Origin of the sequence: Bacillus sp. FF-1 (genome assembly GCF_028548245.1) — a bacterium.
Taxonomy (GTDB): Bacteria; Bacillota; Bacilli; order Bacillales; family Bacillaceae_G; genus Bacillus_A; species Bacillus_A paranthracis.
Genome location: NZ_JAQQGG010000001.1, coordinates 140,330 through 164,578, shown reverse-complemented (window position 1 = coordinate 164,578; position 24,249 = coordinate 140,330). Strand labels below are relative to the sequence as shown.

The following is a 24,249-nucleotide window of genomic DNA, read 5'->3' as shown; positions in this document are numbered from 1 at the left end:
CTATATAATGAACGCTTTATGGAGGTGAATTTATGTCAAATAATAATTATTCAGATGGATTGAATCCCGATGAATCTTTATCAGCTAGTGCATTTGACCCTAATCTTGTAGGACCAACATTACCACCAATACCACCGTTTACCCTTCCGACTGGGCCAACTGGACCGACTGGACCAACTGGGCCGACTGGGCCAACTGTACCAACTGGGCCAACTGGGCCAACTGGACCGACTGGGCCAACTGGTACAACTGGTACAACTGGACCAACTGGTGCTACTGGACCGACTGGGCCAACTGGTACAACTGGTACGACTGGACCAACTGGGCCAACTGGTACAACTGGTACGACTGGATCAACTGGGCCAACTGGTGACACTGGTGCTACTGGACCGACTGGGCCAACTGGTGACACTGGTGCTACTGGACCGACTGGGGCTACCGGACCGACTGGGCCAACTGGACCGACTGGACCATCAGGGCTAGGACTTCCAGCAGGATTATATGCATTTAACTCCGGTGGGATTTCTTTAGATCTAGGAATTAATGATCCACTACCATTTAATACTGTTGGATCTCAGTTTGGTACAGCAATTTCTCAATTAGATGCTGATACTTTCGTAATTAGTGAAACTGGATTCTATAAAATTACTGTTATCGCTAATACTGCAACAGTCAGTGCATTAGGAGGTCTTACAATCCAAGTGAATGGAGTACCTGTACCAGGTACTGGATCAAGTTTAATCTCACTTGGAGCACCTATCGTTATTCAAGCAATTACGCAAATTACGACAACTCCATCATTAGTTGAAGTAATTGTTACAGGGCTTGGATTATCATTAGCTCTTGGTACGAGTGCATCCATTATTATTGAAAAAATCGCTTAAATTTTTACTTAGCAGTAAAACTGATATCAGTTTTACTGCTTTTTCATTGGTAAATTCAATCATTAAATCCTTCTTTTCTACATAGTCATAATGTTGTATGACATTCTTCAGGAGGCACTTATATGGAAAATAAATCGGCTGTCCAGCTTTATCTTGAGTTATTAAAGAAAACAATTTTATTTGAAATATGGTTGGAATACGAACCATACTTACCTGCTTCGTTACATATATCTAAAGAACTATCATATGAACCAGTTACGGTTCCCCTTCCTTTATTTCTTAAGCAGTATATAGAAAATCACAATTTAAAAATCGTTAATCCTAACGTTTCAAACAATGAGCGTCAAGGTGGCAAGGATTGGCCAAGAGCTGCACATAGTATGGTTGGGCGAAAACGTATGAATCAATTACAAGAGGCGATGGAAACTGTAGTCAGGGAAAATATAGAAGGTGATTTTATTGAAACTGGTGTATGGCGCGGAGGATCATGCATTTTTATGAATGGGTTTTTACAAGCAAACAACATTAAGGATCGTACTGTATGGGTTGCCGATTCGTTTGAAGGTCTGCCCGCACCTAACTTAGAACAATATCCGAAAGATTACGGTGATTATTTGCACACATTCGATTACTTACGAGTTTCTTTAGAAACAGTGCAAGAAAACTTTAGAAAATATGATTTATTAAATGATCAGGTGAAATTTTTAAAGGGTTGGTTTAAAGATACATTGCCTTCAGCACCGGTAGAAAAAATTGCAATTGCTCGCCTTGATGGTGATATGTATGAATCAACGATGGATAGTCTTGTAAATTTATACGATAAAGTTTCAACAGGCGGCTTTATTATTATTGATGATTATGGATTGATAACATGCGCAGAGGCTGTAACAGATTTCAGAAGTGAAAGAAACATAAAAACTCCTATGACTCAAATCGATGATTTCGGTATTTTTTGGAGAAAAGAATAGAACAAAAAAATATTTAGTTGAGGGGTACTATTATACTACTAATTCATGAAAACCAATCTTGTAATGAATAAAAGCAAAGCTCCCCTCAATATAAAGTAGAAATTTCCTACTTTACTATAAGAAAGGTGTGAATTTTTTGAACGAAAATGAGAAAAAAATCACATTAATCCCACCTCCAGAACTTGTTCAATATGTAGGTGGTCATTTTGAAGAAGTTGGAAAAGAGTTTATGCAGTATTTTATTGAAATTGGCAATTTAAAATCAAATGAAACAGTGTTAGATGTAGGCTGTGGTATCGGCCGGATGGCGGTTCCATTAATGAACTATTTAAGCGATGATGGTAATTATTATGGATTTGACTTATTTAATAAGGGAATTACATGGTGCAAAAATAACATTTCAACACGCCGTAACAATTTCCATTTTGAACATGTCGATATATATAACCAATTCTACAATCCCGATGGAAAAGAAGATGCTTCCCAATACAAGTTTCCATATGAAGATGAATCATTCGATTTTATTTTTTTAACGTCTGTATTTACCCATCTTCTTCCGAAAGAATTAGAACATTACGTACGCGAGATTGCACGAGTTCTGAAAAAAGATGGGAGATGTTTTATTACTTTCTTTTTAATTAATCCTGAATCTTCCTATTACTTAAATGCAGGACTAAGTCCGTTAGGTTTTTACCATCAAATTGACAATTGTTATGTTCTAAATAAAGATATCCCGAATTTCGCAGTTGCCTATCTTGAGGAAGATATTCGTACTCTATTAAATAAATATGGGCTAGAAATGCAGACTCCTCCCCATTATGGTTCATGGTGTGGCAGAACTGAACACACAAGTTATCAAGATATTATTCTTACACAGAAAATTTCTGAAAGGTAGTTGTATATGGAAAACATAAAAAATGTACCTCTCGTTTCCATCCTTATTCCTACCTATAATCGGCCACATTATTTTAAAATTGCTCTAGAAAGTGCATTAGCACAAACGTATTCAAATATTGAAATTATTGTAGGAGACGATAGCACAAATAATGAAACAGAAAAATTAATATACAGAGATTATTTACATAAGCATAAACATATAACGTACATTCGAAACCCCTCTACTTTAGGACAATTTCATAACGCCCTTATGCTTTTAGAACAATCAAATGGAGAGTACATAAATTTCTTAATGGACGATGATATATTTTATAATAATAAAATTGAAAAAATGATGTTTTATTTCCAAAAAGACTTAGATCAAAATCTCGCACTTATTACATCTTATCGTACTTGGATTAATGATGATGGAGAGATAATTGAACAACACCCCTCCATGAACAGATTATATGATGAAGATACTCTATTAAATGGGAAAGATCTTGGAAACCATATGCTTACACTAGGACAAAATATTATTGGTGAACCTACGACTGTACTCTTTCGAAAACGCCTATTAACAGAACCTTTCGGTACTTTAAATGGGAGAAATTATAATTGTAGTGTGGATATGGCTTCTTGGATCAGTTTACTTTCCAAAGGTGATGCAATCTATATTACGGAACCTTTAAGTTCTTTCCGCCTTCATACGGGACAGCAAGTACATCACAAATACCTTGAAGGTTGCGAAGATTTTTCACATCTCGTTTTACATTCAAAAAAATATGGTTTTCTACAAGAGACTGACTATTACAAAACGAGTCTGTTAAAAGCTTGCGAATGGTATAAAAACGCTACAACATTTTATCAGCTATATCCAGAACTCATTCCAACGACCGATACACATACTCGCCTTTCTCATTGTTTGAATATAGTTACAAAAGAACTCCATGCAATCTAATCCATCACAAGGGGGAATTCCTCCCTTGTGATGTATGACTTCCCGCAAATAGTGGAATAAATGTATGCATAGTCTGCTTGTATATTATTTTTTTCATGACATAATCCATATATTTACTAGGCGATAGAAAGGAATACATACATTGAAAGATCCAAATTCTCAATATCAAATAGACTACGTATTACTATGCATCTTATTTGCCATTGGGACTGTTAGTTGCTTTGCAATTGCAAGTGCACAAGCCTCTTTACCACCATTTTTGCAAAATGTAAATTTTGTATTAAAGCAAATCCAGTGGTACTTCATTGGATTCATAGCCATTGGTGTTATTATGATTATCGATTTCGATCGTTATCAAAAAATTGCTTGGTATTTATATAGCTTTGCATTGGTACTACTAATTGGACTAGAACTTCAAGTACCAGGTGCCATTACAATTAAAGGTGCGACCGCTTGGTACAGGCTCCCAGGCATCGGAAATTTCCAGCCTTCTGAAATTATGAAATTGTTTTTAATTATCGTCACCGGACGAATTATAGCAAATCACAATGAGAAATATTTTTACCGAACAATACACGACGATTTTCTATTACTCGGAAAAATATGCGCAACAAGTTTGCCGCCCCTACTACTTATCGCAAAGGAACCTGATTTAGGAAACACAATGGTAATTTCAGCTATGCTTGCAGCAATGATATTAGTTTCTGGTATACGTTGGCGTTTTATTTTCGGGATAGCTTCCGGTATCTTTGCAGCTGGCGTTACATTAACGTATATTTTTTTTACTCATACAAAATTCTTTAAAGCACACATTTTACAAGAATATCAATTAAATCGCTTCTACGGCTGGTTAGCTCCATACAAATATGATGCGCAAGGCTATCAATTAAGACAAGCTTTCTTAGCTACTGGATCAGGAGAAATGCAAGGAAAAGGTTGGGAAAATGGACAAGTATACTTTCCAGAACCACATACAGATTTTATTTTCACGAATGTCGCTGAGCAATTCGGATTTTTAGGCGCAAGCGTCATTATTGCACTTTTTTTCCTACTTATTTTCCGCATGATTCATATCGCTATAGAAAGTAATGACCCTTTCGGTAGTTACATCTGCGCTGGTACAATCGGAATGTTTACTTTTCAAGTATTTCAAAATATCGGGATGACAATCGGACTACTACCTATTACAGGAATCACATTACCCCTTATGAGCTACGGAGGAAGTTCCTTACTCACATACATGATAGCGATTGGATTTGTTTTAAACGTCCGCTCAAGAACGAAAATCTTTATGTTCAACTGAAGCACAAAAACGGTATATTTTTATCTCTATCCTTTTTTAGATATACTAATGAAAAATATGATGGAGGTTTAAATATGAAATATGACATTATAGGGGATATTCATGGATGCTTCCAAGAGTTTCAAGATTTAACGAAAAAACTCGGATATAACTGGAATAGTGACTTACCGATTCACCCTGATCAACGCAAGCTTGCTTTTGTTGGCGATATCACAGATCGCGGTCCTCATTCATTACGTATGATTGAAATTGTATGGGAACTTGTCATAAATAAAAAAGTAGCGTATTACGCTCCGGGAAATCACTGCAATAAACTATACCGATTTTTCCTTGGACGTAATGTGACAATCGCTCATGGACTCGAAACAACTGTTGCCGAATATGAAGCACTACCTTCTCATCAACAAAACATGATAAAAGAAAAATTCATCACACTTTACGAGCAATCCCCTTTATATCATGTACTCGATGAAAAAAGGTTAATTGTGTGTCACGCCGGCATTCGGCAAGATTACATAGGAAGAAAAGATAAAAAAGTACAAACCTTTGTATTATACGGCGATATTACAGGAGAAAAACATGCTGACGGTTCACCTGTCCGTCGCGACTGGGCGAAGGAGTATAAAGGAACATCTTGGGTTGTATATGGACATACACCCGTAAAAGAACCTCGCTTTGTAAATCATACAGTCAATATTGACACTGGTGCTGTATTTGGTGGCAAACTAACTGGACTACGTTATCCTGAAATGGAGATTGTTTCCGTTCCTTCCTCCCTGCCTTTTGTCCCTGAGAAATTCCGCCCAATTTCATAACTCATATGTGTAAGGATTACCGTATCTTTTAGGCGTCTCTCATATAAAGTGAAACTTTAATCAGCCCTCACCAATCCCACTTTAATGGGCAGCCCGCCCATTAAAGTGGGATAAAAATTGGGTAAAGTCATTAAAAAAAGATGCAATAAAGTGCATCTTTTTTTAATGACACGGCATATACTGTCGCAGGAGGTGACAGAATGAAGAAAAAATCTTCTAAACAAAAAAGAAAATGCCCGCCTTTTTATCTGCCCATGTACGGAATTAACAACTGGTGCAGCATTCGAGCTGCAGCTGTAGAAGAACTGGAAGAACAAGAGGCTTCCACAAAAAACAAAGATAGACCAAAATATGTCTCATTACAGAATGCTGTAATGAGCCGCATAATTGATAATAGAAAAGCAAAGATGCAGCAAAAAAATAAACCTCTCTCTACTCATATTGAACAGATTGTGCCTTCTGAGCAAGTAGAGAAGAATACAGAAGAAAACAGCCCTGTAGCAATAAATAAAAAAGCGGAAGCAGAAATTCCAGCTGCTATTATAAATCAAGTAAAAAAAATTAAAGAAGCATTAGTACCATCAGGTGATATACAAACAGAAAAAACGATTATCATTCAGACCCCTACATCTGAAAATAAAAAAGTAAAAAAAGATGGGCGGTATGCATATGCAGAGGGTCTTCACTCTCATGCAGAGGGTACAGCTTCACATGCAGAAGGACTTCTCACACATGCAAAAGGTTCTTTCTCTCATGCAGAAGGATCAAAAACAAAAGCAACTGGACATAGTTCCCATAGTGAAGGAAGTGAAACGACAGCAGGTGGCTCCTATTCTCATGCGGAAGGTAAACATACAATCGCTTTAGGCGAAGCAGCACATGCAGAAGGAACCGCGACTATCGCTAACGGATTCTCTTCTCATGCGGAAGGTAATCATACATCAACAGCTCATTTTGCAGGTAGCCATATTATGGGGCGCTTCGGCACAGCAGATGAATCTTATTCTTGGTTTATTGCAAACGGCACAAATGAAACCGATCATAATATCGGTGCAAAGTGGCTTGCTCATAATGGAGAAATGTATATTGAGGGCGCTTCTTACAATGCAAGCGGAACTGATTTTGCACAAATGTTTGAAACAGTAGACAATACTTTTATTGATGTAGGTTACTTCGTTACATTTAGTAGCGAAGAAAAAATTCGAATCGCTACTTCAAACGATTCATTCATCTTAGGAATATCTAGTGCCACCCCCGCTCTTATAGGAAATAGCGGTGCTTTAAGTTGGCAAAAACGCTATAAAACAGATAGCTTCGGAAAACGTCAATATGTACGTACGGAATCGCAAGACATACAACCTCTTTTAAATGCAGAATGGGATCCAGCTTGCAAATATATAGCAAGAAAAGACCGTAACGAGTGGCTTCCTGTCGGATTAATTGGACAAATGTTAGTACGTGATGACGGTACTTGCGAAACGCATGGATATTGTCGTCCAAATAACGATGGCATTGCTACAAAATCTGAAAGTGGCTTTTTCGTTATAAAGCGCACGGGCGACAATCAAATTTTAATATTATTCCGCTAAGAAAAAGGGAACAAAACTCTTCGTTACATAAGAATTTTGTTCCCTTTTTAAATATGTCTTAATACCGCTTGCATATCGCTTGGAATCGGTGTAGTGAAAGACATTTCTTTCTCTAAAATAGGATGATAAAACGTCAAGGATGTACTGTGAAGCGCTTGTCGTTTCATTTCATCTCTTTTTCCACCATATAAATTATCGCCAAGTAGCGGATGTCCTATGTACGCCATATGCACACGAATTTGATGCGTTCTCCCTGTATCGAGCTCAAGTGATACGTGCGTCTTATGATTGACGCTATCGATCACTCTAAAATGAGTAATGGCTCTTTGCCCCTCCTCACAAACGGTTCGCTCAATAATGCTATCCGATTTTCGTCCAATCGGTGCGTCAATCGTTCCTTCTCTTTCTACCATCTCACCGTGAACAATCGCTTCATACGTTCTTTTCACAGCTTTTTGTTGATGCTGTTTCGATAAAAGATGATGTACGAAACGATTTTTTGCAATAAGCATAAGCCCTGAAGTATCACGATCTAACCTCGTTACGATGTGCACCGTACTTGTAAGATGTCGCTTATCATAATGAGATAAGAGCGCATTCGCAACACTTCCTGCCGGATGTTCTCTAGACGGGATCGTTGACATGTTTGCCTCTTTGTTTATGACAAGAACTGCATCATCTTCATATACGATACATAAAGGAATATCTTCAGCAATCATCCCTTCACTTCTTTCCTCTACTGGAAAAAAGACACGTAATTCTTCACCAGCTTGCAACTGATGACGAACGCTCGCATGTTGACCATTTACTTCTATAGATCCGCCATGAAACTTTATATCCGTTAATGCGGCTTTGGAGATTCCTTTTGTTTTTAAAAATTCTCTAACTAAAGTTCCTTCCTCAGCCGAGTCTATATCCCATTTCAATGTAAATCTGTTCAAATATATAAACCCTTTCTATTTATCTGCAACAAACGAGTCACGAACTCGTTTCCAGAACGGAAATGGACGGAAACGAACGAATCGTACTTTCTCATTTGCCACGCGATACTGAATTGATTTCACATCTTGATGAACCATCGTTAAATGGTCCACCGTAATTTGTAAGTTCATTCCTGCAGTCGGCTTCAGCACGCATGTATGATGTTTCGGCAATACGAGCGGCGAACCTACCGTACGAAACACCCGGTTATTAATAGATGCCATTTCCGCAATTTGAATCGCTTCAATAGAAGGGTGAATAATTGCTCCGCCAAGCGCCTTATTATACGCAGTACTTCCCGAAGGAGTAGAAATACAAAGGCCATCCCCGCGGAACGTTTCAAAGTACTCTCCGCGTATTTCCACTTCTGTTACTAATGTACCTTCTGCACTTTTTACAGTCGCTTCATTCATCGCTAAATACTGCGACTCTTTACTCCCATTCACATAGCGAATAATCACTTCTAAAAGCGGATATTCCACCACTTGGAATGGTGTTTTAGCAATTGCAATTACTAATTTCTCTACTTCTGTCGGTAACCAATCTGCATAGAAACCTAAATGCCCTGTATGTACACCAACAAATGCTGTTTCATCCAATCGATTATAATAACGATGAAACGCATATAAAAGCGTTCCATCTCCCCCAACAGAAATTACAATATCGGGTTCCTTTTCATCCATTATAAATCCAAAATCTAGCAAGTATTCTTTCATCGTGCTTGCCAGTGCATCTGATGATTGATCTCCCTTTGACATAATTGTAAATTTCATCGCCCAACACCCTTTAGTTTATGATTCGGAATCTTTCGTTTCTTGCTTTCTTGAAAAAGCTTTCTGCGCTTCTTGAATTTCAAGACGGATAGAAGACATTTCTTCATCTAATAAAAATGCTGCTTCCGCTGCACGTTGCAAGCGTATTTTAATATCTTCAGGAAAACGTCCACTATATTTATAATTTAAAGAATGCTCAATTGTTGCCCAAAAGTTCATTGCTAGCGTACGTATTTGGATTTCTACCAATACTTTTTGTTCACCTTGAATCGTTTGAACTGGGTAACTAATGACAACGTGATAAGAACGATAACCGCTATCTTTCTTCTGCGTGACGTAATCACGTTCTTCCACGATTTCAAAGTCATTTCGTTTTCGAAGATATTCTACAACAGGCTTAATCTCATCAACAAATTGACACATCATTCGAAGGCCCGCGATATCTTGCATATCTTCTCTTAGCCTGTCTAACGGTACATTTCTCTTCTCCGCTTTATCAATAATACTTGCAACAGACTTTACCCTTCCTGTTACAAACTCAATTGGAGAATGCTCTGTTAACATTGCAAATTGAGTACGCATTCCTTTTAGTTTCACTTTCAGCTCTGCCACCGCTTGGTGGTAAGGTGCTAAAAATTCTTCCCAATTTCGATTCATTTCAACCACCACCAAAATCAATCCATTTGCTTATAGAAATACTTTTTCTACAGCAGTTACTAGTTCTTCTCCGTAATTTGCATTACCTTCAATATTTTCAACTAAATATTCTACTTCTTCTTTTAAACCTTCTAATTCCATTTCAATGTCATTCACGCGAACGAACATAATCACGTCGTTATTCATCGCTTCATGCATTGCTTCCCAGCATGTATGCGGAATGCTTACATAAATGAAAGATGATTCGTTTTCTAAGATATATAAAAATGATAAATTATCTGAGTCTACAAGTACGTGATTACGCGCACTTAACTCCTTTACCTCTATTTCACTATTTTCCGCACAAAAAATAAGAGCATTCTCTCTCTTTTCTACGCTCTTAACTTGGATTTTATTTTGCATGCTCTAACTCCTCCATCTCAACTTCCTGTCTTACTTAACAGTATTATTGTATCATAACATGGACGCAAACAAATAAAACATTGAACCAAATTTGTGAAAAAGCGATAATGTGTAAAGAATTATTTTTCAAAAGGAGCGCGCATACAATGACACAAGAAATTGAAATTGAATTTAAAAATATTGTTACAGAAGAAGAATTCAATACATTATGTAAATCATTCTCTATTGAAGGATTTACGAAACAGGTGAATCACTACTTTGAAACACCGAGCTTCTCATTAAAAGAAGCTGGCTCTGCACTTCGTATTCGTCATAAAGGAGAAACTTATACATTAACATTAAAACAACCTGCAGAAGTCGGCTTGTTAGAAACGCATCAAGTTATAACAGCAGATGAAGCAAGATTGATGATGGAAACAAATACAATTATTCAAGGCGCTGTAGTAGATCAACTACACACATTACAAATTCCTGTTTCTGCTTTAACTTATATGGGTAGTTTAACAACTGAAAGAGCCGAAACACTATTTGAAGGCGGAACGCTTGTCTTTGATCATAGTTTCTATTACAATCACGATGATTATGAAATTGAATTTGAAGTGCAAGATGAAGAAGCAGGCAAAGCTGCCTTTATTCATTTGTTAAAGCAACACGACATACCAATCCGTCATACAAATAATAAAGTAAAACGCTTTTTCCTTGCCAAACAAAACAAAGCACGCTAAAGTGAAAATTCCACTAGTGAATACGTTCTACTAGTGGATACATCTCACTTTTTGAAAAAGAAAAGATTCTTTTACATCTGTAGAATAAGCAAAGAACGTTATGAAGGCGGTTTATTTGCCCTCCCTAACATTCCATTGCTACAATAGATATACATTTCATGGAAAAAGGAGTTTAAAAGGATGAGCAAGCAACCGATGACACCATTTGAAGCAATTGGCGGTGAACAATGCATTGCAATATTAGTAGACACATTTTATTCCTATGTCAGTAAACACCCTGACCTATCTCCCATCTTCCCGGATGATTTAACAGAAACAGCTAGGAAGCAGAAGCAATTTTTAACACAATATTTAGGTGGTCCTAATTTGTACACGGAAGAACATGGTCATCCTATGTTAAGAGCACGCCATCTCCCGTTTGAGATTACTCCAAAACGAGCAGAGGCTTGGCTATCGTGCATGGAGCAAGCAATGGATGACACAGGAGTGCACGGTCATATAAGAGAGTTCGTTTTTGAACGTTTAGCATTAACTGCTCAGCATATGGTTAATACTCCAGACGAAACAGGTGAAATATAATGGATAAACAGGAAGCAAAGCATATCAATATGCCATCTCCTTCCGCATGTGAGCATAAGTCTGTAGAAGCATATTTATTTATTGATCCACTTTGTAAAGATTGCTGGGAAATTGAGCCCTTTATTATTAAACTATGGCTTGAATACGGGAAATACTTCTCTATTCGTCATATCGTAACAGGAAAAGTGGACGGAACGAACGCTTCCTCACACAAATGGAATAAACCTGCTAATATTCGATTTGTGTGGGAAAAGACAACAAGTTTACAAGGTTTTTCATGTGATGGAAAGGTACATATGCAAGAAGCATCGTCAACACCATATTTAGTTTCGATGGCAATTAAAGCAGCGGAGTTGCAGGGCCGAAAAGCAGGTTCGAAGTTTTTGCGAAAACTCCAAGAATACATTTTCCTTGAAAATGTATCAAATCCTGACTGCGAATTATTACTTGCATGCGCAAAAGATAGCAATATTGATGTAGAAGAATTTAAAAAAGACCTATATTCCGCTAGCGCAAAAAAGGCTTTCCAATGTGACTTAAAATTCACAAATGAGATGCATATTACAGAAATACCTTCTCTCGTATTCTTTCATGCAAATTCAGATGAAGAAGGTATTAAAATCGCTGGAACGTATTCCTACGACGTCTACGTACAATTATTGAAAGAACTTGTAAAATGTGAAATCGAGCCAGAGCCATTACCACCTTTAGAAGTATTACTGGAAGCGACACAATTTATCTCTTCAAAAGAAGTAGCATTTATATATGACTGCTCGAAGCAAGAAATTGAACGTGAACTAAAAAAATTACAACTGAAACGAAAAGTACAAATGATTGACGTAAAATGTGAGCGTTATTGGAAATGGATAGCAAAAGAAAAAGACCTGGTGTAAACACCAGGTCTTTTTCTTTACGGCTTATAAAAATATTAAAGGGGATGGGAGAAATTTTCACGTTCAAACAAAGGGGTATATGTTTGTATGTGAATTCGTTCACGCTTATTATATTACAAGATTCGACGTCAGATGACAACCCCTTTTGTCGAATTTCACACTTTTGTCACATTCTAAACGTTTTCATTTTTGAATAAGCTATAAAAAAGCTATTTTGGAGGTGTTTTGTATGAAAAAAACGTATATTTTACTTATCATTCTAGCTATCATTGTTTCTTTTTTCTTGTACATCCTCTCCCTACTACAAGCTTTTCCTAAAATGATTGCCTTTCCTCTTTTATTTGGAGTCATTGTCATCGCTCTCTCTTATTTCAACCATAAAAAACGATTTAAAGGGTTTTAATGAACTGTAAAACTGCCTTCTAGTTTAGAAAAAAGAAGACAATTCGATTTATTTTCTCGACAAATATCGACAAAATGACATCAAGAAAAAGACGAGGCAAATTCCTCGTCTTTTCTATTACTTCTCTTCAAATAATAATGCTTCTAATTCATTTAATTTCTCTTCAAATACTTGCAATGCTTCTTTTACCGGTTCTGGAGATGCCATATCTACTCCAGCTTTTTTCAGCACTTCAATTGGGTAATCTGAGCTTCCTGCTTTTAAGAACTCATTAATGTAACGTTCTACTGCTGGTTGCCCTTCTTCTAAAATTTGTTTAGATAGAGCCGTTGCTGCACTAAATCCTGTTGCGTATTGGTATACGTAATAGTTGTAGTAGAAGTGCGGAATACGAGACCACTCTAAACCAATTTCTTCATCAATTACTAAAGCATCACCGAAATATTTCTTATTTAAATCATAGTAGATCTCCGTTAGCATGTCTGGTGTTACCGCATGTCCCTCTTGTACTTTCTTATGAATAATATGCTCAAACTCTGCGAACATAGTTTGACGGAATACAGTACCACGGAATCCTTCTAAATAATGATTTAATAAGTATAGACGCTCTTTCTTATCTTCTGTCGTTTTTAATAAATAATCGTTTAGAAGCGCTTCATTACAAGTTGATGCTACTTCCGCAACAAAGATTGAATAATCCCCGTATACGTGCGGCTGCGTTTTTCTTGTGTAGTAACTATGGACAGAATGGCCAAATTCATGAGCAAGTGTAAATAAATTATTTACATTATCATGCCAGTTCATTAAAATATAAGGATTTGTTCCATAGGCACCAGATGAATATGCTCCGCTTCGTTTTCCTTTATTCTCATACACATCTACCCAGCGATTTTCATATGCTTCTTTCAAAATATCAACATACTCATCACCAAGTACATGTAAAGACTTTAATAACATGTCTTGCGCTTCTTCATACTTCACATTCATTTTCACTTCTGGTACAAGTGGTGTATATAAATCATACATATGAAGCTCATCAAGCCCTAGTGCTCGCTTACGAATATCAATGTAACGATGTAGCAAGTGTAAATTGTCATTTACAGATTGAACAAGTTGATCATACACCGCTTCAGGAATATTATTATTACTTAATGCTGCTTGACGTGCAGAGTCATATTTACGAACGCGTGCATTAAAGTTATTACGCTTCACAGCTCCGCTTAACGTACTTGCAAATGTGTTCTTATATTTCCCGTACGTTTCATATACAGCTTTGAATGCATCTTCACGCACACGACGATCATCACTTTCTAAAAACTGAATGTAACGGCCATGTGTAATTTCTACTTCTTCTCCATCCTCACCTTTAATAGATGGGAATTTCAAATCCGCATTATTCAACATACCAAATGTATTACTTGACGCACTCATTACTTCAGATGCTTCTGCTAATAAAGCCTCTTCCGCTTCAGATAATACGTGAGGGCGTTGACGCGTAATTTCTTCTAACGCATGTTCATATACACTTAAGTCTCTATTTTCTTTCAAGAATGTTTGCAATGTATCTTCTGAAATCGATAAAATTTCAGGCACAATATATGCTGTGCTACTAGATACTTGTGAATATAAATTTGTCGCGCGATCATTTAACGCTTGATACACAGAGTTTGTTGTATCTTGATCGTAACGCATATGTGCATATGTATATAACTTACCTAATCGCATTGAAATTTCATCTTCATATTGCAATGCTTCAAGTAAATTGTTCGCAGAGTCACCAAGTTTCCCTTTAAATTCAGTTAACTTCGGTAATAGCTCTTTAATAGCTTGGAATTCTTGTTCCCATTCTGCATCTGTTTGGAAAATATCTTCTAATCGCCACGTACTTGATTCTTCAATTTCGTTACGATCCGGTAATGTTTTTGCTGTGTTTTGTTCAGACATGCTTTAAGCCCTCCTTTAAATATCTCTACTTACATACAATTCGATTTTTCTTATGTAATTCCTTCACGATTAGTCTTTATTATATCCGCTTTTCCTTCTCTCATGTTGTACTTTGCCTCAAATAAAGATAAGGCATACGCTAAACTCCTTTCATCATATTTCATAACTTCCTCCTCTGTTTTTAACATGGATATCCCCCGTATTTTCCGGTACTTATAAGTCCCTACTCTCTGCAAGACACCTGCATAACATAAAAATGTCATATATTCAGTAACTGCCACTTTCCATATATGCTGTGAAAAGTACGGGAGCATACGCCTTTTCGTATACTTTTTTATATAACTACACACGTACTTGAGGGAAATACAATCCCCTACCGCAAGCTCACCTATACACTTCATATATAAAAAAGCTTGCCATATAAATGAATTTGTTTGAAAAGCAAATGAGGACGGGAGTGGCACACCAATTTCAGAAGGGAAATTTGCTGGGGTACATTTACATTGATATAAGAGGCGTAATAGTGACTTATCATTATACTTCAAGATGGGCAAAGCGTTTTGACGAAAATAATCCTTTCGCTTCTTCCATTCTTGGTTTAATACTTCCCTTTGGAAAGGAACAGGAGAAAAGAGCATTTCAAAAGTAGTCGTTTCAATTGGTAAATATATAATATGTGAAAAAGCAACGCTTGTAGAAAATGATGTAATAAACGTGCATTTCATAAATGATTTTTGTTTCGAACAGAAGAAAATAAGAAGTGGCTGAGGATAAGATTGTAAGGAGAAAGCCATAATTGAGGAGAATTTCATCCAGTATGCAGAGTGCTTTTTCAATTGATTTCCACCAAGAATCCAAATGACTTGTATACCAGCTTTCCAATACGAATAGGTTCGTTTGCAGAGCTGCTCTATAGAAAGATTGGCGCATTGATATTCAATCGCAATTTTTCTCCCTGCTCTCTCTATAAAAATATCCGGTCGTTGCTGAATCTCTGGTAGATAATGCTCTATCTCTACATGAACTTTTTGACGTTTGAACCACCGATATAACAATTCTTTACCGTACATATGATATGTAGATTCTGCTTCATAAAAGGCTAAACATGAATCTACTTTCTTATGAGCAAAATGCCACCTTTTTTGTTTTCCTAATCTCATTAGTACTTCCTTCCCGCAAGCCATGCAAAAGAAACTTTCCCTTTTACGCATATGGTGTAAAAGCTCTTCATCATGATGATCGAGTAGATGAATTTTTTCTCCGTTTTCTCTTTTTGCGATAAATATTGGAATCACACCCTTTCAGCTCCTTATATTCTACAATTTATTACAAATTCCTTTTAAAAAAGAGATGTCCCAATTTTGGACATCTCTTTTTATAATAAAGGCGATAATAACCGGTACGTTGATTCAACAATTCGTCTATGAAGACGCCTTTTATGAAAACGATCGACATGAATTTCACTTGATTCTTCTAAATCGTCTTTAAAATCTTGAACAAGTTTTCGAATGCTATCTGTATCATATAAAAAGGCATTTACTTCAAAGTTCAAATGAAAACTTCTCATATCCATATTCGCTGTCCCAATTGAAGCTAAATCAGAATCGACAATGACAACTTTACTATGGAGAAAACCTTTTTCGTATTCATATATCTTTACCCCTGCATCTAAAAGCTCTGGGAAGTACGATCTCGATGCGTAAAAGACAGTTCGCTTATCAGGCTTACTCGGCATTAACAACCGAACATCAATACCAGCAAGTGCCGCTACTTTTAATGCGGATAAAATATCATCATCCGGAATGAAATACGGCGTTGCAATCCAAATGGATTTCCGCGCAGAAGCAATCATGGCAAAATATAAATGTTTAATTGTTTCCCATTTATTATCCGGCCCACCTGCAACGAGCTGCACGCCGCCCCAATGCTCCCCCTCAACTGCTTTTGCTTGTAAATATTCAGGGGCTAGCACAGCCTCACCAGTCATATAAAACCAATCTTGAAGGAAAATAAGCTGCAAACTTTGCACAGCTTCCCCACGCAAATATAAATGCGTGTCTCGCCAAAAGCCGAAGTACTTATCCTTTCCTAAATATTCATCACCAATATTTAATCCACCTACAAATCCTTCATTCCCATCAATAATAACGATTTTTCGGTGATTTCGATAATTAATCTTATCGTTTAAAATCGGAAAACGTACAGGGAAGAACGGAATCATTTCGACACCTGCGTCGTTTAATTCTTCAATATATGATTTTGATAATTTAAAACTTCCAACCGCATCATATAAAAAACGAACGACTACGCCTTCTTTTGATTTTTGTATTAAAATATCTTTAATTTCTGTTCCAAGTTTATCATCACGCACAATGTAATATTCCATATGAATGTGATGTTTCGCTCGTTTTAATCCATCTAAAATAGCCTGAAACGTTTCATCTCCATTTGTTAATGTTCTCGTTTCAGTTTGAAATGAAATATTTAAAGCGCCTAAGCGATCCGCTAAACGAAATAACAGCTCTTGATGCTTATGATTGCGCAAAATCCGTTCTTCGTAATCTTCATGCCCCTTATATTGTAAAAACGCTTGTTCATCGAGCAACGCCTTCTTTTGGAACATTCTCTTCCTCCGAAAGTTCTGTCCGAATAATAAATAAGCGAAGAATCCAAATACCGGAAAAATCCCTAACACAATGAGCCATGTAAGTGTTTTTGACGGATGACGGTTCTCTAAGAAAATAACGCAACCAATTAAAAATGCAGATACCGTAAATAAAATACTAATAATACCTAAAATCGAAACATCTTTTATCCCAATTACATCCGAATAAAACGCTACATCAATAAACATACGTAATGACACAAATAATGCGAACAATAGTAAAACAAAGAAAATCAACTTTAACGTATTTTTCATCTCTTACCTCCTTACTAAGAAAGCTTTCCTATTCTTCATATAAAAAGCCGATTTCATACTACAGAAATCGGCCTACGTTTTAGCAGGAAAATTATTGCGAATTGTTTCAAGCGCATGCTCTTTCACAATTTGTTTCCCATACTCACTTACACGATGAATTGTTAAAGTTGATTCTTCCCCGTATTCTAAAACAATGCTTAAAATGCGATCAATTTCTTCTTCATCATGTAGCACTTCATCGAATTCCACATATACATAATAGCGGTCCTCAAATGAATACAGCTCATCTTTTATATCTTCAAAGATAAGACGATGACTTAATGAAATGACATCTTCAAAATCATTAAACTTAATTAAAAAGCCAAACGTACCATCTTCGTTAAAGTTTGTACCTGCTTGTTCCTCTACCTCTTCCACTAATTCTTGCTGGAATAATGATTCAATACCTTCATCTAGAGGAATGTCTATAATTTTATCTACACCTATTGGTAGTTCTAGCTTTTGTCCATCCTTTGAAAGTTCTGCTTTCGTTACAAGTACTTCAATCCCTTTATCGACTGCTTGCACTTGAATCCATAACGGCCCATCAATAAAGAAATCGTCATGATCACGAGCTTCGTCCATCATTTCCCAAAAGAGCTCTTCGCTTCTTTCGCGGTCATACCAAATTTCCTCACGATTAAAGCCTCTGTCCTCTATATCAATGTACGTAATAAAAAATTTCATCGTATGATCATTAATTCTTTCAATATCCAAAATACAACTCTCCCTTCCTGCTTAGAATTGTTATGAAGGGATTCCCCACTCATATGACAAATCAATAGATTCTTGTACTCTCATTTTATGATAAGATTCTCCAGAATGGAAATAAAATCGATTTATTTTACAAAAATAGTTATATACCTATCTTCATTCAATGGTATACACAAATATATCATTGTCGCGATGCCTCACTTATAAAAAATTTGGACATACATTTCCATCTTCCCCCGTACACTGTAATAAAGTGAAACTTTTATTAGAGAAGATGCTTTAGTCCTTTTCACCACATACATATAGTTCGCTTATTAAAACATCATAAATGGAGGCAGACGAATGGACTTAGAGTTTTTAACATCTGTACTAATGATTGTCGGTATCGATGTTGTATTAGGTGGTGACAACGCAATTGTCATCGCACTAGCTAGCCGAAATTTACCTGAATCGAAACGAAATAAAGCTATTTTGATCGGTACTCTTTTAGCAATCGTACTAAGAATTATCCTTACTATACTAGCTGTCTATTTGCTCGACATTCCATTTCTGCAACTTATCGGGGGCATTTTACTTACATTCATTGCAGTAAATTTACTAACTGATAATAGCAACGATCTTTCTTCTATTCAAGGAAAAACAACTTTATTTCAAGCTGTGCGTACAATTGTATTCGCGGACCTTGTTATGGGATTTGACAACGTTATCGCCATTGCAGGGGCAGCTCACGGAAGATTTTTACTCGTAATAATCGGTTTACTCATTTCTATCCCGATTATTATTTGGGGCAGCAAACTCATTTTAATACTTATGGAACGCTTTCCACTCCTCATTTATTGCGGGGCAGCAATTCTCGCTTATACAGCAGGAAAAATGGTCACACATGAAGACAGACTTGCAACCTTTTTTCATAACAACCCAAGTTTCACTGCAGGCATTCCTTACTTATTTATTTTCACCATCTTATGCATCGGCTTTATCGTTCAACGAGTTCGATTACGAAATTTGAAACATTAAAAAAAACCTTCTACTATATAATAGGTAGAAGGTTTTCATATTATTATAATTAATTTACAAGACGCTGTGCTTCACGTAATTGGAACGTTCTTACTGTACGTGGTAAGAAACGGCGGATTTCGTCTTCATTGTAACCTACTTGAAGGCGTTTCTCGTCAATCATAATTGGACGACGTAAAATCCCTGGATAGTCACGAATCATCTTATATAAATCTTGAAGTGGTAAAGACTCTAAGTTTACATTTAATTCTTGGAAAACTTTCGAACGAGTAGAAATAATCTCATCCGTTCCGCTTTCTGTCATACGTAAAATCTCTTTAATTTCCTCAATCGTTAATGGATCTGAGAAAATATTACGTTCTGTATAAGGAATATGATTTTCCTCTAGCCATAATTTCGCCTTTCTACAAGACGTACAGCTTGGAGAACTATATAATGTTACCATACAAAGCTCACTCTCCTTAAAGAGTACAAATTCTGTACTAATTACAGTTTAAATTTCTAAATTCAGCAATTTTTCGCGATACCTTGTCTTAAAACAAAGTGCAAAAATTGCTTTTCATGTAAGCAACAACTTTTAGTAAACAACAATTACTTTTAATAAGTAACTTCTATAATCATTATACAATAGATTTTGCAAGAAATATACAGTAAATTTCCTTCTAATTGAGAAAACTCTTCCGTGCATTTCACTGCTATGTAACATAATCACACTTACTTCAGCTGTTCTTTAACAATAATCTTCAACCCTCTTAACGCTTGCTTTTCATAGATTTTTCATATAATTTATAGTTATTCTCTCATAATCTTTCCTATGAAAAAGAGAACGTTTTCTTACCTTTTTTTGATAAATCAATTAAGAAATGTAAGACTATACAAGTGAGAATCAAAAGAACATTTGTTCTCATTTTAACAAACATTCTCATTCATGTCCATACGATTTCTAAAATAAATCAAAAATTTTTCTGACATTTCTTTCTTTTTCATCTTTTATCTCATACAATAAAAATACAGACAGGCAAAGGGGGAATTTGCAAATGATTGCTTTTTTTATTGATTTTGTCACTGTTGCTGCCCTCATCATCGGAATAACAGCATTGATTGGCGTCATTACAAATAGTATTGGTGAAAAACTCTTTGGCGGAAAAGAAAAGATGAAGTTTGTTAATAAAAGTTTGGATGTACAATCCGGCTGGAACCAAGTTGGTGGGAAAGGTATTTATAAGAAACGTACGTATTAAAAAAAGCAGGCAATTACCTGCTTTTTTCTTATTTCTCTACTGACGCCCATTTAAAGCTTAAATCGCCACCATATTTATGGTTGTACATATTTTTAATGGAATCTCTTTGTAAGTATGCTCTACCACGTTGATATACCGGTACAATCGCAGCGTCATCAAGTAACATTTTCTCTGCTTCTAGTAAGCTTTTCCAACGAGCATTTACATCGCTTCCATCTTTTTTTGCTTTCATGATGATCTCATCATATTTCGGATTAGAATATTTCATTTTATTTTGTGATCCGTCAGTTACAAACATATCAAGATATGTAATTGGATCTGGGAAGTCTGCACTCCATCCAGAGAATGACATGACGAAATCGCCCGCATCTTCTAATTTTAGTTTTTGCGCGAATGGTTGTTGTTTAATTTTCACTGTTAAACCTGGTAAATTCTTTTCTAACTCACCTTTTAAATATTCCCCTGTTTTCTTCGATAATTCAACATCTTCGTTTAATAACTCTAATTCGATTTCATTTTTACCAAGCTCTTTTTTACCAGCTTCCCAATATTTCTTCGCTTCTTTCACGTTTGGTTTTACAATATCTCCATTTACAGCACGGAAGTCCTTTTTATCCGGTCCTTTAATGAAGTTATCAGGAATTAATCCTGTTGCTGGCTTAGAACCGTTATTTAATAATGTATCAACGAACGGTTTACGTTCAAAAGCAAGTGAAATTGCTTTACGAATATTTTTATTTGCTAACGCTGGATCTTTTTGATTTAAACGAAGGAAGAATACAGATGTATCTTCTACTGTTTGGAAATCTGGTTTTCCTTTATATTTATCGATGAACTCCGCTAATAACGTTGCTCGATCGACTGCGTTTGTTTCATATAAATTAATTGGTGTAGACGTGTCTTTAACAATATTAAAGTTTACTTCCTCAATCTTCACTTCTTTATTATCCCAATATGACGAGCTCTTTGTCATTTTAAAGCTACGTTCATGTTGCCAATCACTTAATGTAAATGGTCCGTTATAGAGTGTTGTATTCGCTTCCAAACCAAACTTCGTACCTTGCTCTTTCACGAACTTTTCATTCACAGGATAGAAGATTGGATATACCATTAAATCTACAAGGTATGGAATGGAATTGTCTAATTCCACTTCTAATGTATAATCATCAATCGCCTTTACCCCTAATTGGTCCGGACTCATCTCTTTTTTGTTAATTTTCTCTGCATTTTTTATATCATACATAATGTACGCTGATTTCGCAGCTGTATCTGGGTTAATCGCTCTTTGCCATGCGTATACGAAATCTTTTGCCGTCACAGGCTCACCATTTGACCATTTTGCGTCTTCACGTAATGTAAATGTATATTTTTTACCGTCTTCTGATTTTTTGAATTCCTTCGCTACACCAGGAACAAGCTTATCGTCTTTTCCTAAACTGTATAAGCCTTCCATCGTATTAGTCATTACTCTTGAAGAAACTGCATCAGCTGATAACGCTGGATCCATCGTTGGAATTTCTTGCGTTTCAATTAAGTTAATAACTTGCTTCGCACCGCTTTTCCCGCTATCCCCTTTTGCGTTCGCTTGCGGCTCATCTTTTTGGTAGCTACATGCCCCTAACATCATGCTCATTGCTACTGTTGATACTACAAAAACTGGCATCTTTTTTTTCATATTTCCACCCTCCACAAAAATGTTAGCCCTTTCATTTTCAAACAAAAAGAAATATATATATGTTCTAACAATTCATATTATACACACAAATATATTTTTTGTATATTTATATTTCTATTTTATTAAAATTTTCTGTTAAAACTTAATCCTTTGTAAACGTTTCATATTGCCGATTTTCCTTACTGAAGTGTCAGAAATAATTATTTTTATATTTTTCTAAATTATTAGATAAAAACAAAATTTATATTTTATAATACTTTACGCATAATTATCCTTCTGTTTTTATCATAAAATAGCTCTCCCTTCATAATAAAGATATGTAGGTTAAAATGAGTGCAAAGGTCAAGAAAGTATGTTACGATACACTTTGCTAAAAATAGATATCGGTAAAGAGGGGACGGACATGACAGCAATTCAGGCAAAAAACAGGCCTACTGAGAAATTAAGTTTATTCTTATTAACATGGCCTATTTTTCTAGAAGTTTTTCTATTTATGTTAATGGGGATCGCTGATACTTTCATGTTAAGTGCATTATCAGACGATGCTGTATCTGGGGTTGGTGCAGCGAATCAATATCTCCATATCGCTATTTTGGTACTAGAAGTCATCGGGAACGGCGCAGCCATCGTCGTATCTCAATACCTCGGTTCCAAACGTTTTATGGAAGCATCAAAAATATCAGCTTTAGCCGTCACATTAAATTTAGTGGTCGGACTCGTTATAAGCGCTGGTTTTCTTTTATTCTCAAAACATATGATGATGGCAATGAACTTACAAGGCGATGTACTAATGTATGCACAGAGCTATTTATCTATCGTCGGAGGAGCTATTTTCCTTCAAGCTATTATTAATTCATTAGCCGCAATTATCCGCGTACATGGCTTCACAAAGCAAGCGATGTTTATTTCTCTTGGAATGAATATTATTCATATCGCTGGAAACTACGTACTCATTTTCGGAAAATTTGGTTTCCCAGAGCTAGGTGTACAAGGGGCTGCCATTTCTTCTGCTGTCAGCCGACTTATAGCGCTTCTCGTTTTCTTCTGGTTACTGTACCGCGTTATGGAGTACCGTGTAAAATTACAATACTACTTCACCTTATCAAAAGAATATATCGGGAAAATTTTAAAAATCGGAATTCCATCTGCGTTTGAGCAGGTTATGTATCAAGCTTGCCAAATTGTCTTCTTATACTATGCAACATATTTAGGAACGGAATCGTTAGCTGCTAGACAATACGCTACGAACATCTCTATGTTCACTTATTTATTCGCTATTGCAATCGGTATGGGAACTGCAATTATTATCGGACGCCTCGTTGGCGGTGGTGAAAAAGATGAAGCGTATGAACGTGTATGGAAAAGTGTAAAGTGGGCGATCGGTGTCACTTTATGTATGGTTGCTCTCGTTATTACATTCCGCACACAATTAATGGGACTATTTACAGATAATCCGCACATTATTGCGTTAGGTGCGTCAGTTCTTTTACTAAGTGTACTACTTGAAACAGGGCGTACGATGAACATCGTCATCATCAATTCACTTCGCGCAGCTGGTGATGCAAAGTACCCAGTTTTAATCGGCGCATTCTCTATGGTGTTAATGAGTTTACCACTCGGTTATTTTTTCGCCTTCCATTTAGATATGGGGCTCGTTGGTATTTGGCTAGCAATTGCTATTGATGAATGGACACGTGCCATTATTATGTTCTTCCGCTGGAAAAGTAGAGCGTGGGAGCGTTATGCACTTGTTAAACCTGAAGAACAAGAGGAGATTGTTTCTGTTCAGGCGCAATAATACTCGTTTAATTAAGGTGTAGTCATTAGTATAGGCAACTTATATTTGCGATTCTTTAAATATATCGACTTACCGAGAAATATTGACAACTC

The 24,249-nt window shown here is 36.3% G+C and carries 24 protein-coding genes; 14 read left to right on the top strand and 10 right to left on the bottom strand.

What is annotated here, in order from left to right; translation table 11 throughout:
• Positions 1 to 32: 32 nt before the first annotated feature.
• From PQF83_RS00875 to PQF83_RS00845, 7 genes are all read left to right on the top strand, one after another.
• Positions 33 to 884: a BclA C-terminal domain-containing protein gene (locus tag PQF83_RS00875; protein WP_000069699.1), complete on the top strand. Its 852-nt coding sequence runs from the start codon at positions 33 to 35 to the stop codon at positions 882 to 884.
• A 122-nt stretch (positions 885 to 1,006) separates the two neighbouring features.
• Positions 1,007 to 1,852 (top strand): TylF/MycF family methyltransferase, encoded by an 846-nt coding sequence (locus PQF83_RS00870; RefSeq protein WP_000428849.1) that lies wholly within the window; start codon positions 1,007 to 1,009, stop codon positions 1,850 to 1,852.
• Positions 1,853 to 1,988: 136 nt separating this feature from the next.
• Positions 1,989 to 2,747, top strand: coding sequence for a class I SAM-dependent methyltransferase (locus PQF83_RS00865; RefSeq protein ID WP_001004741.1), 759 nt, complete (start codon positions 1,989 to 1,991; stop codon positions 2,745 to 2,747).
• A gap of 6 nt (positions 2,748 to 2,753) precedes the next feature.
• Positions 2,754 to 3,689 carry a glycosyltransferase family 2 protein gene (locus tag PQF83_RS00860; RefSeq protein ID WP_000427738.1) on the top strand — a complete coding sequence of 312 codons (936 nt, stop codon included), beginning with the start codon at positions 2,754 to 2,756 and terminating at the stop codon, positions 3,687 to 3,689.
• A 142-nt stretch (positions 3,690 to 3,831) separates the two neighbouring features.
• A complete protein-coding gene (locus PQF83_RS00855) occupies positions 3,832 to 4,992 on the top strand; it encodes an FtsW/RodA/SpoVE family cell cycle protein (RefSeq protein ID WP_000654692.1) in 1,161 nt (386 codons plus the stop codon).
• Positions 4,993 to 5,066: 74 nt separating this feature from the next.
• On the top strand, positions 5,067 to 5,807 hold the full coding sequence (gene prpE, locus PQF83_RS00850) for a bis(5'-nucleosyl)-tetraphosphatase PrpE (protein WP_000872681.1): 741 nt from the start codon (positions 5,067 to 5,069) through the stop codon (positions 5,805 to 5,807).
• Between the two features lie 200 nt (positions 5,808 to 6,007).
• Positions 6,008 to 7,396 carry a peptidase G2 autoproteolytic cleavage domain-containing protein gene (locus PQF83_RS00845; protein ID WP_000730496.1) on the top strand — a complete coding sequence of 463 codons (1,389 nt, stop codon included), beginning with the start codon at positions 6,008 to 6,010 and terminating at the stop codon, positions 7,394 to 7,396.
• A 47-nt stretch (positions 7,397 to 7,443) separates the two neighbouring features.
• On the opposite strand, the gene PQF83_RS00840 is transcribed toward PQF83_RS00845, so the two are convergent.
• Genes PQF83_RS00840 through PQF83_RS00825 form a run of 4 tightly spaced genes read right to left on the bottom strand, consistent with a single transcriptional unit; the run spans position 7,444 to position 10,209 of the window.
• Complete coding sequence (locus tag PQF83_RS00840) at positions 7,444 to 8,337, bottom strand: RluA family pseudouridine synthase (protein ID WP_001079093.1); 894 nt, start codon at positions 8,335 to 8,337, stop codon at positions 7,444 to 7,446.
• 15 nt (positions 8,338 to 8,352) lie between these two features.
• A complete protein-coding gene (locus PQF83_RS00835) occupies positions 8,353 to 9,150 on the bottom strand; it encodes an NAD kinase (RefSeq protein ID WP_000673184.1) in 798 nt (265 codons plus the stop codon).
• 18 nt (positions 9,151 to 9,168) lie between these two features.
• Positions 9,169 to 9,807, bottom strand: a complete 639-nt coding sequence (locus tag PQF83_RS00830) for a GTP pyrophosphokinase (RefSeq protein WP_001081482.1) — start codon at positions 9,805 to 9,807, stop codon at positions 9,169 to 9,171.
• Between the two features lie 30 nt (positions 9,808 to 9,837).
• A complete protein-coding gene (locus PQF83_RS00825) occupies positions 9,838 to 10,209 on the bottom strand; it encodes a hypothetical protein (protein WP_001180002.1) in 372 nt (123 codons plus the stop codon).
• A gap of 146 nt (positions 10,210 to 10,355) precedes the next feature.
• Here PQF83_RS00825 and PQF83_RS00820 point away from each other — a divergent pair, with 146 nt between their 5' ends.
• From PQF83_RS00820 to PQF83_RS00805, 4 genes are all read left to right on the top strand, one after another.
• The gene (locus PQF83_RS00820; RefSeq protein ID WP_000191110.1) at positions 10,356 to 10,934 is read left to right on the top strand and encodes a CYTH domain-containing protein; all 579 of its coding nucleotides are present in this window, start codon (positions 10,356 to 10,358) and stop codon (positions 10,932 to 10,934) included.
• A 180-nt stretch (positions 10,935 to 11,114) separates the two neighbouring features.
• The gene (locus PQF83_RS00815) at positions 11,115 to 11,513 is read left to right on the top strand and encodes a globin domain-containing protein (RefSeq protein ID WP_000043380.1); all 399 of its coding nucleotides are present in this window, start codon (positions 11,115 to 11,117) and stop codon (positions 11,511 to 11,513) included.
• Positions 11,513 to 12,406: a ClpXP adapter SpxH family protein gene (locus PQF83_RS00810; protein WP_000360652.1), complete on the top strand. Its 894-nt coding sequence runs from the start codon at positions 11,513 to 11,515 to the stop codon at positions 12,404 to 12,406. Before PQF83_RS00815 ends, PQF83_RS00810 begins: the two co-directional genes overlap by 1 nt.
• A gap of 229 nt (positions 12,407 to 12,635) precedes the next feature.
• Positions 12,636 to 12,809 carry a hypothetical protein gene (locus PQF83_RS00805; RefSeq protein ID WP_000754592.1) on the top strand — a complete coding sequence of 58 codons (174 nt, stop codon included), beginning with the start codon at positions 12,636 to 12,638 and terminating at the stop codon, positions 12,807 to 12,809.
• A 117-nt stretch (positions 12,810 to 12,926) separates the two neighbouring features.
• On the opposite strand, the gene pepF is transcribed toward PQF83_RS00805, so the two are convergent.
• The 4 genes from pepF to mecA form a co-directional block, all read right to left on the bottom strand.
• Positions 12,927 to 14,753 carry an oligoendopeptidase F gene (gene pepF / locus PQF83_RS00800; RefSeq protein WP_000003390.1) on the bottom strand — a complete coding sequence of 609 codons (1,827 nt, stop codon included), beginning with the start codon at positions 14,751 to 14,753 and terminating at the stop codon, positions 12,927 to 12,929.
• Positions 14,754 to 14,803: 50 nt separating this feature from the next.
• Positions 14,804 to 16,048, bottom strand: coding sequence for a competence protein CoiA (locus PQF83_RS00795; RefSeq protein ID WP_000612277.1), 1,245 nt, complete (start codon positions 16,046 to 16,048; stop codon positions 14,804 to 14,806).
• Between the two features lie 80 nt (positions 16,049 to 16,128).
• Positions 16,129 to 17,673 carry a cardiolipin synthase gene (locus PQF83_RS00790; RefSeq protein WP_000799204.1) on the bottom strand — a complete coding sequence of 515 codons (1,545 nt, stop codon included), beginning with the start codon at positions 17,671 to 17,673 and terminating at the stop codon, positions 16,129 to 16,131.
• Positions 17,674 to 17,745: 72 nt separating this feature from the next.
• On the bottom strand, positions 17,746 to 18,429 hold the full coding sequence (gene mecA, locus PQF83_RS00785) for an adaptor protein MecA (RefSeq protein ID WP_000350710.1): 684 nt from the start codon (positions 18,427 to 18,429) through the stop codon (positions 17,746 to 17,748).
• 339 nt (positions 18,430 to 18,768) lie between these two features.
• Here mecA and PQF83_RS00780 point away from each other — a divergent pair, with 339 nt between their 5' ends.
• Positions 18,769 to 19,443, top strand: coding sequence for a TerC family protein (locus PQF83_RS00780; RefSeq protein ID WP_000362603.1), 675 nt, complete (start codon positions 18,769 to 18,771; stop codon positions 19,441 to 19,443).
• Between the two features lie 49 nt (positions 19,444 to 19,492).
• Here the strand turns inward: PQF83_RS00780 and spx are convergent, their stop codons facing one another.
• Positions 19,493 to 19,888: a transcriptional regulator Spx gene (gene spx / locus PQF83_RS00775; RefSeq protein WP_000258267.1), complete on the bottom strand. Its 396-nt coding sequence runs from the start codon at positions 19,886 to 19,888 to the stop codon at positions 19,493 to 19,495.
• Between the two features lie 592 nt (positions 19,889 to 20,480).
• On the opposite strand from spx, the gene PQF83_RS00770 reads away from it, so the two are divergent.
• Positions 20,481 to 20,684 (top strand): hypothetical protein, encoded by a 204-nt coding sequence (locus PQF83_RS00770; protein ID WP_000559978.1) that lies wholly within the window; start codon positions 20,481 to 20,483, stop codon positions 20,682 to 20,684.
• A 28-nt stretch (positions 20,685 to 20,712) separates the two neighbouring features.
• On the opposite strand, the gene PQF83_RS00765 is transcribed toward PQF83_RS00770, so the two are convergent.
• Positions 20,713 to 22,359: a peptide ABC transporter substrate-binding protein gene (locus PQF83_RS00765; RefSeq protein ID WP_000728616.1), complete on the bottom strand. Its 1,647-nt coding sequence runs from the start codon at positions 22,357 to 22,359 to the stop codon at positions 20,713 to 20,715.
• A 352-nt stretch (positions 22,360 to 22,711) separates the two neighbouring features.
• On the opposite strand from PQF83_RS00765, the gene PQF83_RS00760 reads away from it, so the two are divergent.
• Entirely contained in the window at positions 22,712 to 24,157 is a 1,446-nt protein-coding gene (locus tag PQF83_RS00760) for an MATE family efflux transporter (RefSeq protein WP_002163724.1), read from the top strand.
• Positions 24,158 to 24,249: the final 92 nt, after the last annotated feature.

Coding starts and splice junctions, on each gene's coding strand:
- PQF83_RS00805 (WP_000754592.1), top strand. CDS start 12,636: ATGAAAAAAACGTATATTTTACTTATCATTCTAGCTATCATTGTTTCT.
- PQF83_RS00830 (WP_001081482.1), bottom strand. CDS start 9,807: ATGAATCGAAATTGGGAAGAATTTTTAGCACCTTACCACCAAGCGGTG.
- pepF (WP_000003390.1), bottom strand. CDS start 14,753: ATGTCTGAACAAAACACAGCAAAAACATTACCGGATCGTAACGAAATT.
- PQF83_RS00820 (WP_000191110.1), top strand. CDS start 10,356: ATGACACAAGAAATTGAAATTGAATTTAAAAATATTGTTACAGAAGAA.
- PQF83_RS00860 (WP_000427738.1), top strand. CDS start 2,754: ATGGAAAACATAAAAAATGTACCTCTCGTTTCCATCCTTATTCCTACC.
- PQF83_RS00845 (WP_000730496.1), top strand. CDS start 6,008: ATGAAGAAAAAATCTTCTAAACAAAAAAGAAAATGCCCGCCTTTTTAT.
- PQF83_RS00825 (WP_001180002.1), bottom strand. CDS start 10,209: ATGCAAAATAAAATCCAAGTTAAGAGCGTAGAAAAGAGAGAGAATGCT.
- prpE (WP_000872681.1), top strand. CDS start 5,067: ATGAAATATGACATTATAGGGGATATTCATGGATGCTTCCAAGAGTTT.
- PQF83_RS00815 (WP_000043380.1), top strand. CDS start 11,115: ATGAGCAAGCAACCGATGACACCATTTGAAGCAATTGGCGGTGAACAA.
- PQF83_RS00765 (WP_000728616.1), bottom strand. CDS start 22,359: ATGAAAAAAAAGATGCCAGTTTTTGTAGTATCAACAGTAGCAATGAGC.
- PQF83_RS00770 (WP_000559978.1), top strand. CDS start 20,481: ATGATTGCTTTTTTTATTGATTTTGTCACTGTTGCTGCCCTCATCATC.
- PQF83_RS00835 (WP_000673184.1), bottom strand. CDS start 9,150: ATGAAATTTACAATTATGTCAAAGGGAGATCAATCATCAGATGCACTG.
- PQF83_RS00875 (WP_000069699.1), top strand. CDS start 33: ATGTCAAATAATAATTATTCAGATGGATTGAATCCCGATGAATCTTTA.
- spx (WP_000258267.1), bottom strand. CDS start 19,888: ATGGTAACATTATATAGTTCTCCAAGCTGTACGTCTTGTAGAAAGGCG.
- PQF83_RS00780 (WP_000362603.1), top strand. CDS start 18,769: ATGGACTTAGAGTTTTTAACATCTGTACTAATGATTGTCGGTATCGAT.
- PQF83_RS00870 (WP_000428849.1), top strand. CDS start 1,007: ATGGAAAATAAATCGGCTGTCCAGCTTTATCTTGAGTTATTAAAGAAA.
- PQF83_RS00760 (WP_002163724.1), top strand. CDS start 22,712: ATGTTACGATACACTTTGCTAAAAATAGATATCGGTAAAGAGGGGACG.
- PQF83_RS00790 (WP_000799204.1), bottom strand. CDS start 17,673: ATGAAAAATACGTTAAAGTTGATTTTCTTTGTTTTACTATTGTTCGCA.
- PQF83_RS00810 (WP_000360652.1), top strand. CDS start 11,513: ATGGATAAACAGGAAGCAAAGCATATCAATATGCCATCTCCTTCCGCA.